General features: G+C 67.7%; 21 protein-coding genes. 14 read left to right on the top strand and 7 right to left on the bottom strand.

What is annotated here, in order from left to right; genetic code table 11:
- Positions 1–84: 84 nt before the first annotated feature.
- The 7 genes from sdhC to AC3WRC_RS14055 are packed head-to-tail and all read left to right on the top strand — an operon-like array spanning position 85 to position 5101.
- On the top strand, positions 85–549 hold the full coding sequence (gene sdhC / locus AC3WRC_RS14085) for a succinate dehydrogenase, cytochrome b556 subunit (RefSeq protein ID WP_492304255.1): 465 nt from the start codon (positions 85–87) through the stop codon (positions 547–549).
- On the top strand, positions 546–950 hold the full coding sequence (gene sdhD / locus AC3WRC_RS14080) for a succinate dehydrogenase, hydrophobic membrane anchor protein (protein WP_492304254.1): 405 nt from the start codon (positions 546–548) through the stop codon (positions 948–950). Before sdhC ends, sdhD begins: the two co-directional genes overlap by 4 nt.
- A 7-nt stretch (positions 951–957) precedes the next feature.
- Positions 958–2742 carry a succinate dehydrogenase flavoprotein subunit gene (gene sdhA, locus AC3WRC_RS14075; protein ID WP_492304253.1) on the top strand — a complete coding sequence of 595 codons (1785 nt, stop codon included), beginning with the start codon at positions 958–960 and terminating at the stop codon, positions 2740–2742.
- A gap of 1 nt (position 2743) precedes the next feature.
- A complete protein-coding gene (locus AC3WRC_RS14070) occupies positions 2744–3538 on the top strand; it encodes a succinate dehydrogenase iron-sulfur subunit (RefSeq protein WP_492304252.1) in 795 nt (264 codons plus the stop codon).
- A 53-nt stretch (positions 3539–3591) separates the two neighbouring features.
- The gene (locus tag AC3WRC_RS14065; protein ID WP_039246732.1) at positions 3592–3912 is read left to right on the top strand and encodes a 2Fe-2S iron-sulfur cluster-binding protein; all 321 of its coding nucleotides are present in this window, start codon (positions 3592–3594) and stop codon (positions 3910–3912) included.
- A 1-nt stretch (position 3913) separates the two neighbouring features.
- The gene (locus AC3WRC_RS14060) at positions 3914–4729 is read left to right on the top strand and encodes a kinase (protein WP_492304251.1); all 816 of its coding nucleotides are present in this window, start codon (positions 3914–3916) and stop codon (positions 4727–4729) included.
- Positions 4730–4753: 24 nt separating this feature from the next.
- Entirely contained in the window at positions 4754–5101 is a 348-nt protein-coding gene (locus AC3WRC_RS14055; RefSeq protein WP_492304250.1) for a PilZ domain-containing protein, read from the top strand.
- Between the two features lie 9 nt (positions 5102–5110).
- Here AC3WRC_RS14055 and AC3WRC_RS14050 read toward each other — a convergent pair whose 3' ends face one another.
- Both AC3WRC_RS14050 and AC3WRC_RS14045 read right to left on the bottom strand, forming a co-directional pair.
- Positions 5111–5980, bottom strand: a complete 870-nt coding sequence (locus AC3WRC_RS14050; RefSeq protein WP_039246730.1) for an HAD family hydrolase — start codon at positions 5978–5980, stop codon at positions 5111–5113.
- Positions 5981–6015: 35 nt separating this feature from the next.
- A complete protein-coding gene (locus AC3WRC_RS14045; protein WP_492304249.1) occupies positions 6016–6528 on the bottom strand; it encodes an S-type pyocin family protein in 513 nt (170 codons plus the stop codon).
- A gap of 102 nt (positions 6529–6630) precedes the next feature.
- On the opposite strand from AC3WRC_RS14045, the gene coaBC reads away from it, so the two are divergent.
- Genes coaBC through AC3WRC_RS14030 form a run of 3 tightly spaced genes read left to right on the top strand, consistent with a single transcriptional unit; the run spans position 6631 to position 8644 of the window.
- Complete coding sequence (coaBC, locus tag AC3WRC_RS14040) at positions 6631–7860, top strand: bifunctional phosphopantothenoylcysteine decarboxylase/phosphopantothenate--cysteine ligase CoaBC (protein WP_492304248.1); 1230 nt, start codon at positions 6631–6633, stop codon at positions 7858–7860.
- Positions 7857–8312 carry a dUTP diphosphatase gene (dut, locus tag AC3WRC_RS14035; RefSeq protein ID WP_492304247.1) on the top strand — a complete coding sequence of 152 codons (456 nt, stop codon included), beginning with the start codon at positions 7857–7859 and terminating at the stop codon, positions 8310–8312. Before coaBC ends, dut begins: the two co-directional genes overlap by 4 nt.
- A gap of 11 nt (positions 8313–8323) precedes the next feature.
- Positions 8324–8644 carry a hypothetical protein gene (locus AC3WRC_RS14030; RefSeq protein ID WP_091751976.1) on the top strand — a complete coding sequence of 107 codons (321 nt, stop codon included), beginning with the start codon at positions 8324–8326 and terminating at the stop codon, positions 8642–8644.
- Between the two features lie 11 nt (positions 8645–8655).
- Here the strand turns inward: AC3WRC_RS14030 and AC3WRC_RS14025 are convergent, their stop codons facing one another.
- Together AC3WRC_RS14025 and secB are read right to left on the bottom strand one after the other, a co-directional pair.
- Positions 8656–9606 (bottom strand): DMT family transporter, encoded by a 951-nt coding sequence (locus AC3WRC_RS14025; protein WP_492304246.1) that lies wholly within the window; start codon positions 9604–9606, stop codon positions 8656–8658.
- A 9-nt stretch (positions 9607–9615) separates the two neighbouring features.
- Entirely contained in the window at positions 9616–10128 is a 513-nt protein-coding gene (gene secB, locus AC3WRC_RS14020) for a protein-export chaperone SecB (protein WP_017505358.1), read from the bottom strand.
- Between the two features lie 198 nt (positions 10129–10326).
- On the opposite strand from secB, the gene timA reads away from it, so the two are divergent.
- Positions 10327–10965 (top strand): TIM44-related membrane protein TimA, encoded by a 639-nt coding sequence (timA, locus tag AC3WRC_RS14015; protein ID WP_492304279.1) that lies wholly within the window; start codon positions 10327–10329, stop codon positions 10963–10965.
- Positions 10965–12089 carry an MltA domain-containing protein gene (locus AC3WRC_RS14010; protein ID WP_492304245.1) on the top strand — a complete coding sequence of 375 codons (1125 nt, stop codon included), beginning with the start codon at positions 10965–10967 and terminating at the stop codon, positions 12087–12089. Before timA ends, AC3WRC_RS14010 begins: the two co-directional genes overlap by 1 nt.
- Here the strand turns inward: AC3WRC_RS14010 and AC3WRC_RS14005 are convergent.
- Complete coding sequence (locus AC3WRC_RS14005; RefSeq protein WP_369814644.1) at positions 12086–12505, bottom strand: organic hydroperoxide resistance protein; 420 nt, start codon at positions 12503–12505, stop codon at positions 12086–12088. The genes AC3WRC_RS14010 and AC3WRC_RS14005 overlap by 4 nt on opposite strands.
- A gap of 125 nt (positions 12506–12630) precedes the next feature.
- Between AC3WRC_RS14005 and AC3WRC_RS14000 the strand changes: the two genes are divergently transcribed.
- A complete protein-coding gene (locus AC3WRC_RS14000) occupies positions 12631–13098 on the top strand; it encodes a MarR family winged helix-turn-helix transcriptional regulator (protein WP_492304244.1) in 468 nt (155 codons plus the stop codon).
- On the opposite strand, the gene AC3WRC_RS13995 is transcribed toward AC3WRC_RS14000, so the two are convergent.
- Both AC3WRC_RS13995 and AC3WRC_RS13990 read right to left on the bottom strand, forming a co-directional pair.
- Positions 13095–13562 carry a universal stress protein gene (locus AC3WRC_RS13995; protein WP_055755105.1) on the bottom strand — a complete coding sequence of 156 codons (468 nt, stop codon included), beginning with the start codon at positions 13560–13562 and terminating at the stop codon, positions 13095–13097. The two genes, AC3WRC_RS14000 and AC3WRC_RS13995, sit on opposite strands and share 4 nt — an antisense overlap.
- A 98-nt stretch (positions 13563–13660) precedes the next feature.
- Positions 13661–18517 (bottom strand): NAD-glutamate dehydrogenase, encoded by a 4857-nt coding sequence (locus AC3WRC_RS13990; protein ID WP_492304243.1) that lies wholly within the window; start codon positions 18515–18517, stop codon positions 13661–13663.
- A gap of 462 nt (positions 18518–18979) precedes the next feature.
- On the opposite strand from AC3WRC_RS13990, the gene AC3WRC_RS13985 reads away from it, so the two are divergent.
- Positions 18980–19876 carry a hypothetical protein gene (locus AC3WRC_RS13985; protein ID WP_492304242.1) on the top strand — a complete coding sequence of 299 codons (897 nt, stop codon included), beginning with the start codon at positions 18980–18982 and terminating at the stop codon, positions 19874–19876.
- Positions 19877–19881 lie beyond the last annotated feature (5 nt).

The following is a 19881-nucleotide window of genomic DNA, read 5'->3' as shown; positions in this document are numbered from 1 at the left end:
CGTTGACACCGGCCCCACAGGGTCACAAAAGCCTTCGCAACCGCACACGGCGATTGAATTCATTCGCTTTTGAGAACCATTCGCATGAACCAGCCCAACCCGACGCCGGGTGGCGCCTCAAGCGACCGGACGGGTCGCTTCGTCACTCAACCGAACGGACATATCGCGCCGCTGTCGCCCCACATGGGCGTCTGGCGCTGGCACGTCACCATGACGGCCTCGATCCTGTTCCGCGCGACGATCATCGCCGCCACGGTCGGCGTGCTGTTCGTCCTGGCCTGGCTGGGCGCGCTGGCGTTCGGGCCCGAGGCGTTCCAGAGCGCGCTCGATCTGGCCGGATCGCCGCTGGGCCTGCTGGCCTTCTTCGGTCTGACGGTCGTGCTGTTCTCCTTCATCCTGAACGGCGCGCGTCACACCTATAACGACACCGGCAACGGGCTGACGGTGAAGTCGGCGACCGCCCTGTCGAACATCGCAGTATGGGGGCCGATCCCGTTGGCCGTGCTGTTCTGGGTCGTGCTGTTCGCCACGGGGAGGGTTTCGCTGTGAGCGGCGCCGCAAAGTTCAAAGACAACGTCAAGGTTTCAGAGCGTCACGGCGCCGGCGAATGGCTGATCGAGCGCATCCTGCTGGTGGCACTGCTGCCGCTGGGCCTGTGGGTCGCCTCGACCGGCTTCACCCTGGCGGGCGCCGGCTATGACGCGGCGATGGCGTGGTTCGCCAATCCGCTGAACGCCGTCCTGATGGCGATCACCGCGGTGATCTTCTTCGGCTACGTCAGCCTGGCTTGGAAAGTCATTTTGGAAGACTACGTGCCCAACGTCGGAACGCGCGGCCTTCTGGTCCTGCTGCTGAACGTCGTCTTCCTGGTGCTGGCCGCCGCCAGCGTCTTCTTCATCGTGCGGCTGGCGCTGGGTTCGGCGCCGCTGCCCGCTGGTTTCGGAGCCTGATTACCTGATGGCCGCTTACGAACTGATCGATCACGAGTATGACGTCGTCGTCGTCGGCGCCGGGGGCTCGGGCCTTCGCGCCGCGCTCGGCGCCGCCCAGCAGGGGCTGAAGGTCGCCTGCGTGACCAAGGTCTTCCCCACCCGCTCGCACACCGTCGCGGCCCAGGGCGGCATCTCCGCCTCGCTCGGCAACATGGGCGAGGACAGCTGGCAATGGCACATGTACGACACCGTCAAGGGGTCGGACTGGCTGGGCGACCAGGACTCCATCGAATATCTGGTCCGTAACGCGCCCAAGGCCGTCTATGAGCTGGAACACTGGGGCGTGCCCTTCAGCCGCACCGAAGAAGGCAAGATCTATCAGCGCGCATTCGGCGGCATGACCCGCAACTTTGGCGAAGGTCCGGTGCAGCGCACCTGCGCCGCCGCCGACCGCACCGGCCACGCCATCCTGCACACCCTGTACGGCCAGTCGGTGCGCCGCGAGGTGAAGTTCTTCGTCGAATATTTCGCGCTGGACCTGATCATGCAGGACGGCGCCTGCACCGGCGTGACGGCCCTGCAGCTCGACAACGGTCAGCTTCATCAATTCCGCGCCAAGATGGTGGTTCTGGCGACCGGCGGATACGGCCGTGCCTATTTCAGCGCCACCTCGGCCCACACCTGCACCGGCGACGGCAATGCGATGGTGCTGCGCGCCGGCCTGCCGTTGCAGGACATGGAGTTCGTGCAGTTCCACCCGACCGGCATCTATGGCGCCGGCTGCCTGATCACCGAGGGCGCACGCGGCGAGGGCGGTTATCTGACCAACTCGGAAGGCGAGCGCTTCATGGAGCGCTATGCGCCGACCGTGAAGGACCTGGCCCCGCGCGACATGGTCTCGCGCTCCATGACCATCGAAATCCGTGAAGGGCGCGGCGTGGGTCCGAACAAGGACCACATCTTCCTGCACCTGGATCACCTGGATCCGAAGATTCTGCACCAGCGCCTGCCGGGCATCTCGGAGTCGGCCAAGATTTTCGCCGGCGTGGATGTGACCAAGGAGCCGATCCCGGTCCTGCCGACCGTCCACTACAACATGGGCGGCATCCCCACGAACTATCACGGCGAAGTCCTGACGCTGCGCGACGGCAACCCCGACAGCGTGGTGCCGGGCCTGATGGCCGTGGGCGAGGCGGCGTGCGTTTCGGTGCACGGCGCCAACCGCCTGGGCTCCAACTCCCTGACCGACCTGGTGGTGTTCGGCCGCGCCGTCGGCCTGCGCTGCGGTGAAGTCGTCGACAAGACCTCGGCCGTGCCGTCGGCCTCCAAGAGCCAGACCGACCAGCACCTGGCCCGCCTGGACCGATTCCGCTACGCCGACGGCTCGACCCCGACCGCCGAGCTGCGTCTGTCGATGCAGCGCGCGATGCAGGCCGATGCGGCGGTGTTCCGCACCGGCGAAACCCTGCAGCAGGGCACCGACAAGCTGCGCGCCATCGAGGCGGCCGGCGCCGACATCAAGACCACCGATCGCGGCCTGATCTGGAATACGGACCTGGTCGAGACGCTGGAGTACGACAACCTGATCGCCCAGGCGATGGTGACGATCGAGGGCGGCCTGAACCGCACGGAATCTCGCGGCGCCCACGCCCGCGAGGACTACCCCGATCGCGACGACGTCAACTGGATGAAGCACACCCTGGCGTGGAAGCGTCCGGGCGAGCAGGTCCAGATCGATTATCGTCCGGTCCACAACTACACCATGTCCGACGACATCGCGTATATCGAACCGAAGGCGCGGGTTTACTAAGATGGTCCAGCTTACTCTCCCCCGAGGCTCCAAGCCGACGACCGGCAAGGTCCACAAGGCCGCGCCGGGCTCCAAGGACGTGAAGACCTACAAGGTCTATCGCTACGATCCGGAGACCGACGCCGATCCGCGCTGGGACACCTACGAGGTGCCGACCGGCGACCACGGCCCGATGCTGCTGGACGCCCTGATCCACATCAAGAACACCATCGATCCGACCCTGTCGTTCCGGCGCTCGTGCCGCGAGGGCATCTGCGGCTCGTGCTCGATGAACATCGACGGGCGCAACGCCCTGGCCTGCACCAAGGGCTGGGACGAGTGTTCGTCGCACAACATCACCATCTCCCCCCTGCCGCACCAGCCGGTGGTCAAGGACCTGGTGACGGACCTGAGCCTGTTCTACGCCCAGTACGACTCGATCCAGCCGTATCTGCAATCGGACGAGCCGGACCCCGAGAAGGAACGTCTGCAGACCCCGGCCGAGCGCGAGAAGCTGGACGGCCTGTACGAGTGCATCCTGTGCGCCTGCTGCTCGACCTCGTGCCCCAGCTACTGGTGGAACCAGGAAGAGTACCTGGGCCCGGCGGCGCTGCTGCAATCCTATCGCTGGATTTCCGACAGCCGCGACGACGCGACCCAGAAGCGCCTGGACGACCTGGAAGACCCGTTCAAACTGTATCGCTGTCACACGATCATGAACTGCGCCCAGGTCTGCCCCAAGGGCCTGAACCCGGCCAAGGCCATCGCCGAGACCAAGAAGCTGATGGTCGCGCCGAGCCGCAAGAAGGCGGCCTGAGTATCCGGCGCCGGGGGCCTTGCCTCCGGCGCCGCCTCGTTTAAGAGCGGCGCATGGCCAGCATCACCTATATCGAGCATGACGGAACCGAGCACGTCGTCGACGTGAAGCCGGGGCTGAGCGTCATGGAAGGCGCGATCCGGAACAATGTGCCGGGGATCGATGCGGATTGCGGCGGCGCCTGCGCCTGCGCCACCTGCCATGTCTATGTCGACGAAGCCTGGCGCGAGGCGACGGGCAAACCCAGCGCCATGGAGGAGTCGATGCTGGACTTCGCCGAAGAGGTCGAGCCGAACAGCCGCCTGTCGTGCCAGATCCGGGTGTCGGACGCGCTGAACGGCCTGATCGTGCGGTTGCCGGAAAACCAGCACTGAAATGATCGACGCGCGGCTGATCGACAGGATCGGCCGATGGATCGACCAGCGCACCGAGGCGATAGGCCGGGACGGTCCGCCGCCGATCCTGGGGATCGCGGGATCGCAGGGTTCGGGAAAATCCACACTGGCCAAAGCCGTCGCCGAACGGTTCGGCGGGGCGAGCCTGTCGCTGGACGACGTCTATCTGACGAAGGCGGAGCGGGCGGCGCGGGCGGCGCGGCTGCATCCGCTGTTCGCTACCCGCGGGCCGCCGGGGACGCATGACCTAGGGCTTCTAAACCGTCTGCTGGATCGGTTGCAGGGGGCGGGGCCGGACGATCTGACGCCTCTGCCGCGTTTCGACAAGTTAGCCGACGACCGGGCGCCCGAGGCGGACTGGCCAGTCGTGAAAGGTCGGCCGCGCGTCATCGTGCTGGAGGGATGGTGCCTAGGCGCGACGCCGCAGGCCGAGGCGGACCTGGTTGCACCGATCAACGCCCTAGAAGCCCAGAAGGATGTCGGGGGCGAATGGCGCAGGGCGGTCAATGCAGCGCTGGGTCAGCCCTATGCCCGCCTGCGCGCGCGATTGGACGCCCTGATCTTTCTGAAGGCGCCGGGGTTCGATGTCGTGCTGGACTGGCGCTGCGAGCAGGAGGCGGGATTGATGGGGCAGGACGCCGTATCGCCCGAGCGACGCGCGGCCCTGGCGGTCTTCATCCAGCATTATGAGCGCCTGAGCCGGCATATGATGACGGGCGGCGTGGAGGCGGACTTGATCGTCGCCCTGGGCTGGGACCGCGGGGTTCGCAGCCTTGAAGGCGGGCTTGGCGCCTGAGCCGCATCTGTGCGTTATCGGACCATGAGCCTTTTTGGATCCAAGCCCGCCGTCGAGCCCGACCGCCGCATGGGCGCGCGCCGACCCGCAAACGCGCGCGGCGTCATCTGCGCGCCCGGCCTGGAGACGGCGTGTCTGATCGTCGATCTGTCGGACGCGGGGATGAAGCTGCGGCTGGACAGAGGCGGGGCCTTGCCGCGCGAGGTCGTGGTGGTCGATGTGGCTGCGGGCGTCGCCTATCCCGCCACCGTCGTCTGGCAGCGCGGGCATGAGGCCGGGCTGAGGCAGACCGGGGCCAAGTCGCTGAGAGGCCTGGCGCCGGCGAGGCTGATGCCCGCGCGCGACGCCTGGCTGAGGGCCGGCGGGCGCTGACCGGCCCGGTTAGTCCGCCGTGTCGGCGGGCATCGAGCCAGCGTTGATGGCGATGCGGCCCACCAGCCCCTTGACGATCAGGTCCAGCGCCGATCCCTCACGATAGTCGGCGGCGGCGACGAAGTTCACCCGGTCCTCCGAGATCAGGGAATAGACCTTCTTCTGATCCCGCTCGTTCGAGCGCGGATCATAGACGGCGATCGAGAAGCCGCCCTTGGTGTGCATCATTTTCATGGTCGGCACGTCGGTGTCGCCGTCGCCGATGAAGATCATCCGGTCGAAAGGCACGGCGCGCTCGTCGTCGGGGATGAAGTGGTTGATGCGTTCGTGCTCCCAGTGGTTCTTCACGCCCTTGTTGATGCGGAACAGATACTGGGTCTTGGTGGTGTAGTTGACGCCGACCGCTGGCCAGGCCGCCTCGCCCTTGTCGTCATAGACGTAGTGGGAGGCGAAGACGTGGGTCAGGGCGGGCCGGATCGGCGTGCCGTCGATCATCTCCTCCAGTCCAGCGGAGATGATGTAGTGTTCGATCTCCAGCCCGTATTTGGCGCCAAAGGCGTTCATTCGGTCGAACCAGCTGAGATCCTTAAGACCCTCGAACAGGGCCACCGCCTCGCCGTGCTGACGTAGGGTCTCGCGCGTCACCGGGGCGCCGTTCTGACGCGCGTGGTGCAGCATCAGCTGCATGTACATCAGGATGCCGTCGCCGTCGGCGTCCTTGGTCAGGCGCTCAGCCTCTTCCCAGAAGGCGCCGATGCCCATGCCGACGGAGGGGATGAAGGACACCTCCTGCATATTGCCGCGCGCCAGGGTGCCGTCGAAATCATAGATCAGGGCGGTCTTCAGCAGCGGGGTCTTGGGTTCGGCCGTATCGGACATGGGGGCGAGATCCTTGGTGGAACCCGCCCTCTATATCAGCCCGCCGCGCCCGTCGATTGGCGCCGCTGACCGAAGGTGGGCGCCGCCGCCTTCTGCTCGGCCCAGTAGTCGGCGCCCGTCGTCGGCTTGAACATGGTGCGGGGCGACCCGTTGCGGGCCACCACGGCGAAGGTGTTGGTCGAGGCCTGATAGATCAGGGTGTCGCCATTGGGCCGTTTGACGGTCTCGGCGTCGCGCGGAGGCTTTGTCGTGAAAGCCGTGACCTTCGTCAGATAATCCTCGGCCGAGCGTGCGCCGAAGTCTGCGCCGTTGCGGTCGTAGAGACGGGCGATCTTGGCGTCGACGGTTTCGCGCCGATTGGCGGTCAGGACGGGTTTGACCTCCTCGGTCGTCGTTGTGGAGACCGAGACACCCACTGGCCCGGCCGAGGCGATGGGCGTAGTCGTGGTTCTTTCCCGCGTCTCGACCGCCGAGCTGTTGTCGCAGCCGGCAAGCGCCAGCAGACCGCACAGGACCAGCGCGGCCCCTCCCCTCGTCAGCATTCTCATTCTTCCCTCCATATACCCGCTGGACGCGACGAAAGCACAACTTTACTGTTCTTGCAATGTTCTCGTCTCGACGGCGTCACGCGCGGCGGCTAGACCGTGGGCATGGACAATCGCCTCCTTTCGAACCGCAAGATCCTGCTGATCGTGGGCGGCGGCATCGCGGCCTATAAGGCGCTGGAGCTGGTGCGGCTGATCGCCAAGGCGGGCGGGCAGACGCGGGTGATACTGACCGAATCCGGAGCCGAGTTCGTGACGCCCCTGTCGCTGGCGGCGCTGAGCGGTCATCCGGTGCGGTCGGGCCTGTTCCACCCGGACGACGAGACCAGCATGGGTCATATCGAGCTGTCCCGCTGGGCCGATCTGGTGGTGGTGGCGCCGGCGACGGCGGGGTTGATCGCCAAGGCGGCGAACGGGCTGGCCGACGACCTGGCCTCGACGACCCTGATCGCGACGGACAAGCGGGTGTTGCTGGCGCCGGCGATGAATGTGCGGATGTGGGAGCATCCAGCGGTCCAGGCCAATATGGAGAAGCTGAAGGCCTTCCCCGGCTTCCACGGCGTGGCGGTCGTCGGGCCGGATGACGGCGAAATGGCCTGCGGCGAGTACGGGCCGGGTCGGATGGCGGAACCCGCCGCGATCCTGGAGGCCATCGATGGGTTGCTGGCCGGCGCGGCGGGACGGCCGCTCAGGGGCCGCAAGGCCGTGGTCACGGCCGGGCCGACGTTCGAACCGATCGATCCGGTGCGGGGCCTGACCAATCGCTCCAGCGGCAAACAGGGCTACGCCATCGCCGCCGCCCTGGCCGAACTGGGGGCCGAGGTGACGCTGGTGTCGGGGCCGACCGCGTTAGCCGCCCCGACCGGCGTGACGCGGATCGATGTGGAGAGCGCGCTGGAGATGCAGGCGGCGACGCAGAACGCCCTTCCCGCCGACATCGCCGTGCTGTCGGCCGCCGTCGCCGACTGGCGCATCGACACCATCGCCGGCGGCAAGATCAAGAAGGGACCGGGCGGCCCGCCGACCCTGGCCCTGATCGAGAACCCCGACATCCTGGCCGGCGTCGCCGCGCCCGGTCCGAACCGCCCGGCCCTGGTCATCGGCTTCGCCGCCGAGACGACGGATCTGGAAGCCAATGCGCGCGCCAAGCTGTCGCGAAAGGGCTGCGACTGGATCCTGGGCAACGACGTGTCCGACGACGTGTTCGGCTCGGACGGCAACGCCGTGCTGCTGGTCACTACCGACAAGACCGAGACCTGGCCGCGCCAGTCCAAGACCGCCATCGCCCGGGCTGTCGCCGCCCGCATCGCCGATCATTTCAAGGCTCCCGAATGACCGAGACCCCGATCCAGATCCTGCGTATGCCACATTCCGAAGGTCTGCCCCTGCCCGCCTATGAGACCGGCGGTTCGGCGGGCATGGACCTGCGCGCCGCCGTACCCGAGGATCAGCCGCTGACCCTGGCGCCGGGTCAGCGGGCGCTGGTGCCGACGGGGCTGAAGATCGCCCTGCCGCTGGGGTATGAGGCCCAGGTGCGGGCGCGCTCGGGCCTGGCTTTGAAGCACGGCATCATCTGTCCCAATGCGCCGGGCACCATCGACAGCGACTATCGCGGCGAGTGCGGCGTGATCCTGGCCAATATCGGCGCCGAACCCTTCGTCATCCGCCGCGGCGAACGCATCGCCCAGCTGGTGATCGCCCGGCATGAGCGGGCGGACTGGATAGAGGTGGAGACGCTGGATGAAACCGCACGCGGGGCGGGCGGATTTGGTTCGACGGGACGGTAACCCTCCTCCCCATGACAGATTTTTCAACGGCTATCGCTGACGCATCGAGCGGCAAGGGTCATCGTTGCATAGGTGTAGAGGCCCTGCTCGCCTTCATGATTACGCTCGAACCAAAGGCGGGTTGGATCGATCTCATTGAAACCTATGAGATCACAGGAAATCTGGAGGTTCCGCGAATAGATCTCAGCATTTACGGCGATCACGGCGCCTATGATCAACCTGCCCCGGAACGCCGACGTTTGGCCAGAGAACGGGTTGAGGGGATGCTGGATGCAGTGTCTCGCGAGCAAAGAGAGTTTATTTTTCAGGTCTGGCTAGACAGCGCGGAATAAATGGCTCGTGGCTAAACCAGCGGCGCGGTCGGCTGGATCAGGCTGGCCTTGCGGCGGATGTGTTCGCGCCAGGCGGTGTAAAGGCCGCTGCTGGCGATCAGGGCGGCGCCGGCCAGGGTGGTGAGGGTGGGAGTCGCGGCCATCAGCCACCAGCCGAAGACGATGGCGCCGACGATCTGGAGATAGTCGAAGGGCGCGACCACGGCGACCGGAGCCTTTTGCAACGAGGCGGTCATGAACAGTTGCGCCAGGCCGCCGGCGATGCCTGATCCGATCAGTAGGCCGAAGGTGCCGAGCGCGTGCCAATGGCCGACGAAGGGCAGCAGGATCGCCCCCACGACCGAGCAGGCGACGAAGAACCAGAAGACGATGGCGGCGACGTGTTCGGTGTCGCGCAGCTGGCGCAGGGTGATGGTCACGCCGGCCGTCAGCACCGCCCCGATCAGGGCGAAGGCCACGCCCGCCAGCGGCAGCACCGAATGGCCGACGCCCGGTCGCATGACCACGATCACGCCGATGAAGCCGACAGCGACGGCGGCCCAGCGGCGCGGGCCGACCGCCTCCTTCAGCACGAAGAAGGACAGGATGGTGGCGAAGATCGGAGCGGTGAAGCTGAGGGTCGTCGCGTCGGCGAGAGGCAGCAGCGTCAGCGTCTGGAACAGGCACAGGATGGCCGCGACGCCCAGGGCGCTGCGTCCCAGATGAGCCAGGGGGCGGCGCGTCGACAGGGCCGAGAGGCCGCCCGGCTGGGTCAGCACCCAGGCCAGCACCACCGGCAGGCCGAAGAAGGCGCGGTAGAACAGCATTTCCGGCGCCGCGACGCCATCCTGCGACGCCAGCTTCAACGTCGCCGTCATGATCGAAAAACAGCCGGCGGCGGCGATGCGCAGAAGAATGCCGCGGATGACGTCCTCGCCCGCGGCTTTCGATGGATCAGGCGAAGGCCGCGCGGCGGCGACCATGTCGCGCGCTTAGGCCTGGCCGGTTTCGACCGGCTGCTGGGCGATCTGTTGCTGGCGCGCGATGTAGATGGCGGCGAAGTCGATGGGGTCCAGCTGGAACGGGGGATAGAAGCCGCCGTCGGCCGTGGCGCCCGAGATGATCTCGCGCGCGAACGGGAACAGGTAGCGCGGGCATTCGATCAGCAGCAGCGGCTCGATGTCCTGCTCCTGGACATTGGCCAGCTGGAACAGGCCGCCATAGACCAGTTCGACGTGGAAGACGGGCTGGTTCTCGTGCGTCGCCTTGATCGACAGCTTGAGGTCCAGTTCGAACAGGCCGTCGGGGCGGCCCTGGGCGGCCATTTCGACGCCGAGGTCGATCGCGGGCTTGCCGTCGATGCGCAGGGATTCCGGGGCGCGCGGGTTCTCGAACGAGAAGTCGCGGACGTATTGCGCCAGGATGCGGAAGCCGGGACCGGCGGGTTGGCCCTGCTGGGCGTCGCCTTGTTGCGGCTGTTCGGCGGGAGGAGCGGCGTCGGTCATGAAACGGTCTTTGGCGCAGTTTGGGGCCGATGAGGCCGGAATGAGGCGCCGCGACTACCATGCCGGGACGCTTGGCCGCAACGTCGCGCGCGCGATTGGGGGCGCGCTTCGCCTTGCCTCACCCTATATGAGCCCGTAATCACGCCAGACTAAGTGTTTGGCGCACCCGTCGTTCGCTACAGGAATCTCCTCTTGAACATGCCGGTTCAGTTCCAGGTCGTCGTCTTCGCCTTCATCGCAGCCTTTGTGCTGTTCCAGCTCTACAATGTGCTGGGCAAGCGGGTGGGCCGTCAGCCGCAGGAAGACGCCAAGATCGCGCCGCCCGGCCCGGCCCAGGCCGAGACGCCCAAGATCGCGGCGATCGACCCGGCGACCCTGGCCTCCATCGCCAGCCTGAAGGCGCGCGATCCGGCGTTCGACCCCGCCCGTTTCCTGGACGGCGCGCGCCAGGCCTATGAGACCATCGTGCGCGGCTACGCCGCCGGCGACCGGGCCGCGCTGAAGCCGTTGCTGAAGCCGAACGTCTTCGCCTCGTTCGAGGCCGGCATCGCAGCGCGCGAGACGCGTGGCGAGACCGAGACGGTCGAGTTCCTGTATCCGCCCCGGGCCGATCTGGAAGGCGCGGTCGCCGAGGGCGACAAGGCCGTGGCCAAGGTGCGGTTCCTGGCGGAACTGCGCAGTCGGGTGACCAAGGCCTCTGGCGAAACGGCGGACGCGACGACGGGCGAGCCGCTGATCGAGGAACGCCGCACGGCCGAACACTGGACGTTCGAACGCACCCTGGGCGCGACGGACCCGAACTGGGTCCTGGCGCGCGTCGAGCCGGCCAACGCCTGATGGCGGTTCGCGGCCGGTCGGGCGGACTGGCGACGCTGACGGCCGCCCTGGCTGTCGCCGCCTGTTCGACCGGGCCGATGACGCCGATTGGCGCGACAGGGACGACAGGGCCGCAGACGGGGCCGGTACCCTATACGCCATCGCCCAATCCGACCCCGCCCCCCGCGCCGTCTGACGCCCTGAGCCCCGCCGTGCTGCCGGGCTGGAGCCAGGAGGACCATCTGGCCGCCTTCCGGGCCTATGTGGACGGGTGCGGCGCGGCGCGTGACGAGGCCGCCCGCCGGGTCTGCGGACGCGCCAAGGCCGTGGCGACGACAATGACGATCACGCCGTCGCAGGCGCGCGCCTTCTTCGAGGCCAGCTTCAGCGCGATCCCGGCCCAGACGCCGGACGGGCGACCGGGCCTGCTGACCTCCTATTTCGCGCCCGAATATCCGGCGCGGCGACGGCCGGACGCCGAGTTCTCGGCTCCCGTCCTGCCCAAGCCCGCCAATCCCCGCGCGGCCGGCGACCGGGCCTATATCGAATCCGCCGCGCGGCCCGAGCAGGCCTTGGCCTGGATGCGGGCCGAGGACCTGTTCTTTCTGCAGATCCAGGGGTCGGGTTATCTGACGTTCGAGGACGGCACGCGGGGCCGCGCCGCCTATGCCGCCGACAACGGCAAGCCGTTCGTGGGCATCGCCCGACCGATGGCGCAGCAGGGGCTGTTGCCGCAGAACGGCACCTCCGGCGATGCGATCCGGGACTGGCTGGCCAGCCACCGGGGCTATGAGGCGCAGGCGGTCATGGCGCTGAACCCACGCTACATCTTCTTCCGGCTGGACCCGGACGATGACGGCCACCCGGCGGGGGCGGCGGGCGTGCCCCTGACTGAGCGGCGGGCCATCGCGGTCGACCCGGCCCACTGGCGTTATGGCGAACTGGTCTGGCTGGAGGCCGACGGGGGCAATCTGCGCGGCGCCACGGCCAGCTATCGCGGTCTGGCCATGGCGCTGGACACGGGATCGGCCATTCGCGGACCGGTGCGCGCCGACCTCTATATGGGTCGCGGCGACCGCGCAGGGGCTGAAGCCGGGACCGTGCGCCACCCCTTGCGAATGTGGCGCCTGGTCCCGAAGGGTTAGGCGACGGTCAGGGTCACCGCGATATTGCCCCGCGTGGCGTGCGAATAGGGGCAGACGGTATCCGCCTCGGCGACCAGGGCTTCGGCCTCGGCGCGATCCACGCCCGGCAGGCTGACCTCCAGCGCCACCTCCAGGCCGAAGCCCTTGTCGCTGCGCGGACCGATGCCGACCGTGGCGTTGACGGCGGCGTCGGCAGGCACCTTGGCGTGACCGCCCTGAGAGGCGACGAACTTCATGGCGCCGAGGAAGCAGGCCGCGTAGCCAGCCGCGAACAGCTGTTCGGGGTTATTGCCGACGCCGGCGCCGCCCAGCTCCTTGGGCGTGCCCAGGGCGACATCCAGGGAGCCGTCGGTGGTGGCGGCGCGGCCGTCGCGGCCGCCCGTGGCGACGGCGGTGGTGCGGTACAGGGTGTTGATGGACATGGGGATCAGCTCCGGAAGGGCGTAAATATCGTGCGCGATTTAATCTCGTGACGTAATTTAGTGCGCCTGGCAGTAGGCGTCAAGCTTGCGATTGTATCGCGTGCGATTATTATCTTCCTATGACCTCACCCGCCCCCTCCTCCGCTGCCATGGCTGTCGATGACATGCTGTGTTTCGCCGCCTATTCGGCGAACCTGGCGTTTAACCGGTTCTACAAGCCGTTGCTGGACCGGATGGGCCTGACCTATCCGCAGTTCCTGGCCATGGCCCTGCTCTGGCGTGAGGACGAACAGACGGTCGGCCGGCTGGGCGAGCAGCTGTTTCTCGAATCCAATACCCTGACCCCGCTGATCAAACGGCTGGAGGCGGCCAGGCTGGTGACGCGGGCGCGCGACAGGGCGGATGAGCGGGTGGTGCGCGTCAGCCTGACCGATGCAGGACGCGCGTTGGCTGTCGAAGCCGCCTGCCTGCCGCAGTCGGTGCTGGACGCCACCGAGATGACGCCCGAAGCGCTGACCGACCTGCGCCAAGGCCTGGGGGCGCTGCGCGACAAGCTGCGGGCCGCCCAGCCGCCGGCCGAGGGCTAGGCCAGGTCTTCGATCTCGTCTTCGGTCAGTTCGCCAGGGACGATGGTGACGGGCAGTTTGCGGCCGCCGATCTGCGCGCCCTGTTTGATGATGGCCGAGACCAGCGGGCCGGGGCCGCGCGAGCTGGTTCCCGCGGCCAGCACCAGGATCTTGATGTCGGGATCGGCGGCGACGACCTTCTTGATCGCGGCCTGGGCGTCGCCCTTTTCGATCAGGAAGACCGGCGCGGCGCCGGAGCGGGTCTGCGCCTCCTCGCCCAAGCGGTTCAGCAGGATTTCCGCCTCCTGGCGCTGCTGGCGTTCGATTTCCTCGCGCACGCCCGACCAGTGGGCGTCGCTGTCGGTCGGCAGGACGCGCAGCATGACCACGCGCCCGCCCGTCGATTTCGCCCGGCGCGAGGCGAACCGCAGGGCGGCCTCGAACTCCGGACTGTCATCGACGACGACGAGGAACTTTCTCGGCATTGCGGCCTCCCCAGCCTGATCAGCGCCTGAAGAGGCCGTGCGACGACGGCTTCGTCAAGCGATCACGTGCTCAAGCCGTCCGACGGCCGATAGCACGACTAACCATTCACGGCCGCCGTCGCCAGATCGCGAATCGTCGCGTTGGCGATCGTCAGTTTGGCGAAGGTCCAGCCCGAGCCCGACTGTTCGATCTCGTCCACCGAAGCGCGCACGCCCTCGACCGTCGCCTGTTTGGAGCCGATCCAGGCGTCCACGGCGGCCTCGGCCGCGTCCTCGCTGACGCCGACCGACGGATCGGAGGCGCGGGCGACGGCGCGGGTCAGGGCCGCCTGCTCGTTCATCAGATCCTCGATCAGACGACGGACGGCGAGACGATCGAAATGATCCGCAGACGGAATGGAGCCGGCGGCGGCGCGCAGACGATCGAAGTCGAAGGCGGCCCCGACCTGGTGATACAGGCGCGCCATGGCCGCGACCGGCCAGTTCGCCTCCTGCGCCAGGTCCCCGATGTCGGAGGCGGCGACGAGGGGGCGCATGATGGCGATGCTGCGGGTCAGATCCTCAGGCGCGCCGTGGTCGGCGAAGCGTTTAACGCGCGCATCCAGACGTCCCTGTTCGAAGCGCGACAGGACCGGCGCGCCCTCGGCCTGCAGGGCGTCGGCGATCGGACGGTAGCGGTCGATCAGGGCCTGAACCGACAGACCGCCCTTGGCGCGGCGGGCCAGCCAGAAGGTCTGACGACGCAGGACGACGGCGATTTCCTGATAGAGGGCGATCTGCGCCTCGGCCGAGATCTTCAGGTCCAGGGCCGACACGGCGTCCCAGGCCTCGTCCAGACGGAAGACGCGGCGCGCGGCCTCGAAGGCGATGATCAGCGCGGTGGTGTCGCATTCGGCCGAGCCGCGCAGGCGGTCGGGGAAGGTCGGGCCGCACATGTTGACGACTTCGTTGGCCATGACGGTGGCGATGATCTCGCGCCGCAGACGGTGGCTCTTCATCTCCGGTTCGAACCGGGCCAGAGCCTCGGGGAAGTAGCGGACCAGGATCTGTTCGAAGAAGGGATCCTCGGGCGCCTGAGAGGCGACGATATCGTCCGACAGCTCCAGCTTGGCGTAGGCCATCAGGACGGCCAGCTCCGGCCGGGCCAGCGGAATGCCCGCCGTCATCAGCTCCTTGACGCGGGCGTCGTTGGGCAGGCCCTCGACCTTGCGGTCCAGTTTGCCGCGCGCCGACAGGCTCTGCATGAACCGCTGCTGGGCGTCCAGGGCGCCGACGCCTTCGGCCTGTTGGAGGGTCAGGGCCAGGGTCTGGTCGTAGTTGTGGGCCAGCACCTTCAGGCCGACCTCGTCGGTCATGGAGGCCAGCAGCGGCGTGCGCTCCTCGGCCGGCAGGACGCCGTTGGTCACGGCCGAGCCGACCAGGATCTTGATGTTGACCTCGTGGTCGGAGGTGTCGACCCCGGCGGAGTTGTCGATGGCGTCGGTGTTGATGCGGCCGCCGGCCTGACCGAAGGCAATGCGCCCGGCCTGGGTGAAGCCGAGGTTTGCGCCCTCGCCCACCACCTTGACCCGCAGTTCGTCGGCGTTGATGCGCAGTGCGTCGGTGCCCTTGTCCCCGACCTGGGCGTCGGTTTCGGCCGCCGATTTCACATAGGTGCCGATGCCGCCCAGATAGAGCAGTTCGACCGGCGCCTTCAGGATGGCGCGGATCAGGCTGACGGGGTCCAGCTCGTCCTCGGCGATGTCCAGGGCCGCCTTGATCTGGGGCGTCAGTTGGATCGACTTGGCCGAGCGCGAGAAGACGCCGCCGCCTTCCGAGATCAGGGCCTTGTCATAGTCCTGCCAAGACGAGCGCGGCAGGTCGAACAGACGCTTGCGCTCCGTCCAAGTGGTGAGATGATCCGGGTTCGGATCAATGAAGATGTCGCGGTGATCGAAGGCGGCGACCAGGCGCGTCGCCTTGGACAGAAGGACGCCGTTGCCAAAGACGTCGCCGGACATGTCGCCGACGCCGACCATGGTGAAGGGCTGGGTCTGGATGTCCTTGCCCATTTCGCGGAAGTGGCGCTTGACCGCCTCCCACGCGCCGCGCGCGGTGATGCCCATGGCCTTGTGGTCATAGCCGATGGAGCCGCCCGAGGCGAAGGCGTCGCCCAGCCAGAAGCCGTAGGAGGCCGAGACGCCGTTGGCGATGTCGGAAAAGGTCGCCGTGCCCTTGTCGGCGGCCACGACCAGATAGGGGTCGTCGCCCTCCCAGGCGATGACATTGGCCGGATGGGTCACCGAACCGTCGGCGGCGATATTGTCGGTGATGTCCAGAAGACCGGACAGGAAGGTGCGATAGGCGCGGATGGCCTCGCCCTGAATGGCCTCGCGATCCGTCGTGCGGGGCAGTTGCTTGGGATAGAAGCCGCCCTTTGAGCCGACCGGCACGATGACGGCGTTCTTCACCTGCTGCGCCTTGACCAGGCCCAGGACCTCGGTGCGGAAGTCGTCGCGACGGTCCGACCAGCGCAGGCCGCCGCGCGCGACGGGGCCGAAGCGCAGGTGCACGCCCTCGACGTGCGGCGCCCAGACGAAGATTTCACGATAGGGTTTGGGCAGGGGCAGATCGTCCAGCTCGCGCGAGGCGATCTTGATCGAGATGTGCGGCTTGGGCTGACCGTCGGCGTCCAGCTGGAAATAGTTGGTGCGTTTGATCGCGCCGATCAGGGCGGCGATGCGGCGCAGGGCCCGGTCGTGATCCAGGCTCTTCACGTCCTGCAGCAAGGTGACGATCTTGGCGTCCAGCTCGGCGACGGCCGGCGCGCGGTCGTCGGCCGAGCCCCCTTCAGGCGCGAACTTGGCCTTGAACAGCGACAGAAGCGCGCGAGCCACGTCGGGATATTCGCGCAGGGCCTCTTCCTGCACCGTCTGGGAAGGGTCCAGGCCCGTCTGCTGGCGATAGTGGGCCAGGGTGCGGATCAGGGCGGCGTCGCGCCATTCCACGCCCAGTTCGATCACCAAGCGGTTGAAGCCGTCGCTTTCGTTGCGGCCGGTCCAGACGGCGGCGAAGGCGTCCTCGAACGGGCCCTTCACATCGTCGAAGACCAGCGCCTCGCCGCGCGGATCCTCCATCAGGAACTCGTGGACGTGGATCTCCTCCTCGCCCAGCGGGCGGATCGGATAGCCGTATTCCTCCAGCGTCTTCAGACCCATATCGGCCAGGATCGGCAGGACGTCGGACAGGGGAACGGCCGGACCGCGACGATAGAGTTTGAAGCGGAACTGCAGTCGGCTGTCGTCCGGCGTGCGGAAGGCGCGCACGGCGACGGCCTTGCCCTCGCCGGGCAGACCGGTCTCGTTCAGACGGTTCACGTATTGCAGGTCGGTTGCGGCCTCGTCGGCGTCATAGCGATCGCGATAGGCGGCGCCGAAAGCCTTGGCCCACTGGGCGCTCAGCGGACCGACGGCGACTTCCTCGACGCCCGAGCGGCGCAGGGCGCCTTCGAAACGATCGACCCAGCCGCGACCGGCCTCGGCGACGTCCGCTTCCAGCTGGGCGGCGTCCGGGATCGGGTGGGCGCCGGGCTCCACGCCGATGATGTAGTGGATGCGCACCAGGGGCGCGTCGGACAGCTCCGGATACCAGGCCGAGATGCGGCCGCCCCAAGCGCGAGCGATGATCTGGCCGATACGTTCGCGCACGGCGGAATCGAACTTCTCGCGCGGAATGAAGCACAGGACCGAGACGAAGCGGTCGAACGGGTCCTGGCGCGAGAACAGACGGATGCGCGGCCGGTCGTAGAGGTGAAGGATGCCCAGGGCGATGGACAGCAGTTCGTCCTCGCTGACCTGGAACAGCTCGTCGCGCGGATAATTCTCAAGGATGTTCTTGAGACGTTTCTCATTGTGGCTGCCGGGCGCCTTGTCGGCGCGGGCCAGAGCGTTGGCCACCTTGCGACGCAGCAGAGGCACTTCGGTCGTCAGCTGGTCGTAGGCTTCCGACGTGAACAGGCCGACGAAACGTGTCTCGCCGGTCGCCTTGCCGTCCGGGCCGTAACGCTTGACCCCGACATAGTCCATGTAGGCGCGGCGGTGGACGCGCGAGCGGGCGTTGGCCTTGGCCACCGTCACCGGTTCGCTGAGGTCCAGCTGACGGCGCATCTGGCGCGTCAGGACGGCGGGTTCCGACGCGCGGCGCAGCACGGTGCGCTCGGGATCGGCCAGAATGCCCAGGCCGTCGGTGGACAGGCCCAGCGGCGCCTCGGCCTCATAGTCGCCGTCGGCATTCAGCGGATAGTCGTAGTCGCGCGCGCCCAGGAAGACGAAATGGTCGCTCTTCAGCCATTTCAGGAAGGCGATGTTCTCGGCCAGGACGGCGGGATCGACCGGGGGCGGGGTCTCTTCCAGACGCTGCACGGCCTGGCGCATCAAAGACGTCATGGCGTCGTGATCGGCGACGGCGGCGTGCACATCCGACAGGCTCTGGGCCAGGCCTTCGCCCAGGGCGTCGCGACGCTCCTGAGGCACGCTGTCGATGACCAGCATGATGATCGACAGGCGGCGGCCGTCCAGCTCGACCACCGGGTGGAACAGGGCGCGCACGGACACGGCGGCCTCGGCCAGGGCGCCCATGACGCTGTCGACCAGGAAGGGGGCGTCGGACTGGACGATGCGCACCAGATCGTAATCCAGCACCTTGTCCGACGCGCCGTGCAGCGGGCCGACGGTAATGGCGGGAGCAGCCGCGTCGGTCGGATAGGCCTTGGCGGCGGTCCAGGAGGCGGCGAGCAAGGCGGCCAGATCCTCGCCGCTGAGCTCGGGCGTCTCATCGGCCGAATAGTCTTCGTGCGCCTGGGTCAGATAGGTCTGTTCGACTGCGCCGGGCCCGGTCCCCACGATCTTGGCGAAGGCCGCCTCCAGCGCGGCCTTGGTGATCGGCTGAACGGGTTGGCGCAGATCGTGGGCGGTCATGGACGAGCGGTCTCGAACGACGCGGCAGGGCCGCAAGGGATGCGGCGCGACGGGGCGCCACCCCCGCTGACTAGGCCAGGTCCGGTCGCTCGGGAAGCCCCCGGAGACCGTTCATTGTAATGATCAGTGATCAGGTTGGAATTATTGTGCAGCGCCACAAAGCAGAAAGCCGCCGGACTGGGGGAGTCCGGCGGCCTGCGCGAGCGGCGCCTGGAGGGGAGGGGAGGGCGCCGGCTTCGCTTCGCTGCGGTTCGGAGGGGGAGTGTCCCGCAGCGTCGAAATCGGAAATGGGAAGCCGCCTGCGCCGTTCAAGAGCGCATCAGGCGGAATCTTTCGCGACATTTTGGCGCCTCTGGTTAACCCCTTTGGGCGCCGATGCAGACGTGGCCGGATGAGGGCGACAACGGATTTCGATGCTATGCGTTAGGAGGGGTCAACGGTGAAGCTGGAGCACCCGATTACATGCGTCGCTTTTTGATGGGTTCGATCGTGGCGGCCTTGGTCGGCCTGCTGCTCGCCGGCGCCGGATACTGGGCCTATTGGAACTTCTATTCGCGATTCCAGCCGGTCACGATCAGCCGCAATCAGGCCGAGGTGCAGCAACTGCTGGACGAGGCGTCCTGGGTGTCGGACGGCAGCGGGGGACAGGCCCTGTATATCGTCACCTATCGCGACAGCGCCTCGGCCCTGCGTTACGCGCGCGACGAGGCGCCCAAGCTGAAGGCGGCGGGGATCGAGACGCGCTACATCCTGTTCGCCCGCCCCGATCTGGAGGGTGCGGCGCAATCGACGGCGGCGGAGCGGGCGACGGTCGCCGAACTGTGGCTGACGCGTGACTGGCCGCTTTATCAACGCTGGATGGCGACGCCGGCCAACAGCTGGACCGCCGCCGGCGTGCCGCAGGCGGACGGCAATCTGGCGCGCACCGCCGTGGTGGAGGCCGGACGTCGCTTCAACGAGCGGCTGAGCCAGTTGCTCAAGGAGTCCGGCGTCGACATCAGCTATCCGCTGATCCTGTGGCGCGACAAGCAGGGCTTCCTGAAGGCCTGCGGCTGCTCGGACCGGCAGGCCTGGGCCTTCATCCGCGACGATGTCGGCGCGCCCGACCGGTTGGGCCAGTCCGATGCGGGACCGATCGCGCCCGATGAAGCGGCGCCGGCGCAGGACGCCCGCCCCTCGGCCATGCCCTATCCGGACCTGCCGGCGATCCCTCCGGTCAATGCGCCGGCGGGAGGGACCACGCCGACGCCGCCCTCGCCTCAAGCCCGCCCGGCGAGTCCGCCCGCATCGAACCAACCGAGGACGCCGCCGCGCACGGCCCCGGCGCCCAGCAAGCAGGACGACACGACCTTCTACTGATCCCT

It is taken from the genome of Brevundimonas sp. EU05-FHT14B07, assembly GCF_058790795.1.
This window is presented reverse-complemented; position numbering and strand designations above follow the sequence as displayed.

Coding starts and splice junctions, on each gene's coding strand:
- sdhC (WP_492304255.1), top strand. CDS start 85: ATGAACCAGCCCAACCCGACGCCGGGTGGCGCCTCAAGCGACCGGACG.
- sdhA (WP_492304253.1), top strand. CDS start 958: ATGGCCGCTTACGAACTGATCGATCACGAGTATGACGTCGTCGTCGTC.
- AC3WRC_RS14070 (WP_492304252.1), top strand. CDS start 2,744: ATGGTCCAGCTTACTCTCCCCCGAGGCTCCAAGCCGACGACCGGCAAG.
- AC3WRC_RS14065 (WP_039246732.1), top strand. CDS start 3,592: ATGGCCAGCATCACCTATATCGAGCATGACGGAACCGAGCACGTCGTC.
- AC3WRC_RS14060 (WP_492304251.1), top strand. CDS start 3,914: ATGATCGACGCGCGGCTGATCGACAGGATCGGCCGATGGATCGACCAG.
- AC3WRC_RS14055 (WP_492304250.1), top strand. CDS start 4,754: ATGAGCCTTTTTGGATCCAAGCCCGCCGTCGAGCCCGACCGCCGCATG.
- AC3WRC_RS14050 (WP_039246730.1), bottom strand. CDS start 5,980: ATGTCCGATACGGCCGAACCCAAGACCCCGCTGCTGAAGACCGCCCTG.
- AC3WRC_RS14045 (WP_492304249.1), bottom strand. CDS start 6,528: ATGAGAATGCTGACGAGGGGAGGGGCCGCGCTGGTCCTGTGCGGTCTG.
- coaBC (WP_492304248.1), top strand. CDS start 6,631: ATGGACAATCGCCTCCTTTCGAACCGCAAGATCCTGCTGATCGTGGGC.
- dut (WP_492304247.1), top strand. CDS start 7,857: ATGACCGAGACCCCGATCCAGATCCTGCGTATGCCACATTCCGAAGGT.
- AC3WRC_RS14030 (WP_091751976.1), top strand. CDS start 8,324: ATGACAGATTTTTCAACGGCTATCGCTGACGCATCGAGCGGCAAGGGT.
- AC3WRC_RS14025 (WP_492304246.1), bottom strand. CDS start 9,606: ATGGTCGCCGCCGCGCGGCCTTCGCCTGATCCATCGAAAGCCGCGGGC.
- secB (WP_017505358.1), bottom strand. CDS start 10,128: ATGACCGACGCCGCTCCTCCCGCCGAACAGCCGCAACAAGGCGACGCC.
- timA (WP_492304279.1), top strand. CDS start 10,327: ATGCCGGTTCAGTTCCAGGTCGTCGTCTTCGCCTTCATCGCAGCCTTT.
- AC3WRC_RS14010 (WP_492304245.1), top strand. CDS start 10,965: ATGGCGGTTCGCGGCCGGTCGGGCGGACTGGCGACGCTGACGGCCGCC.
- AC3WRC_RS14000 (WP_492304244.1), top strand. CDS start 12,631: ATGACCTCACCCGCCCCCTCCTCCGCTGCCATGGCTGTCGATGACATG.
- AC3WRC_RS13995 (WP_055755105.1), bottom strand. CDS start 13,562: ATGCCGAGAAAGTTCCTCGTCGTCGTCGATGACAGTCCGGAGTTCGAG.
- AC3WRC_RS13990 (WP_492304243.1), bottom strand. CDS start 18,517: ATGACCGCCCACGATCTGCGCCAACCCGTTCAGCCGATCACCAAGGCC.
- AC3WRC_RS13985 (WP_492304242.1), top strand. CDS start 18,980: ATGCGTCGCTTTTTGATGGGTTCGATCGTGGCGGCCTTGGTCGGCCTG.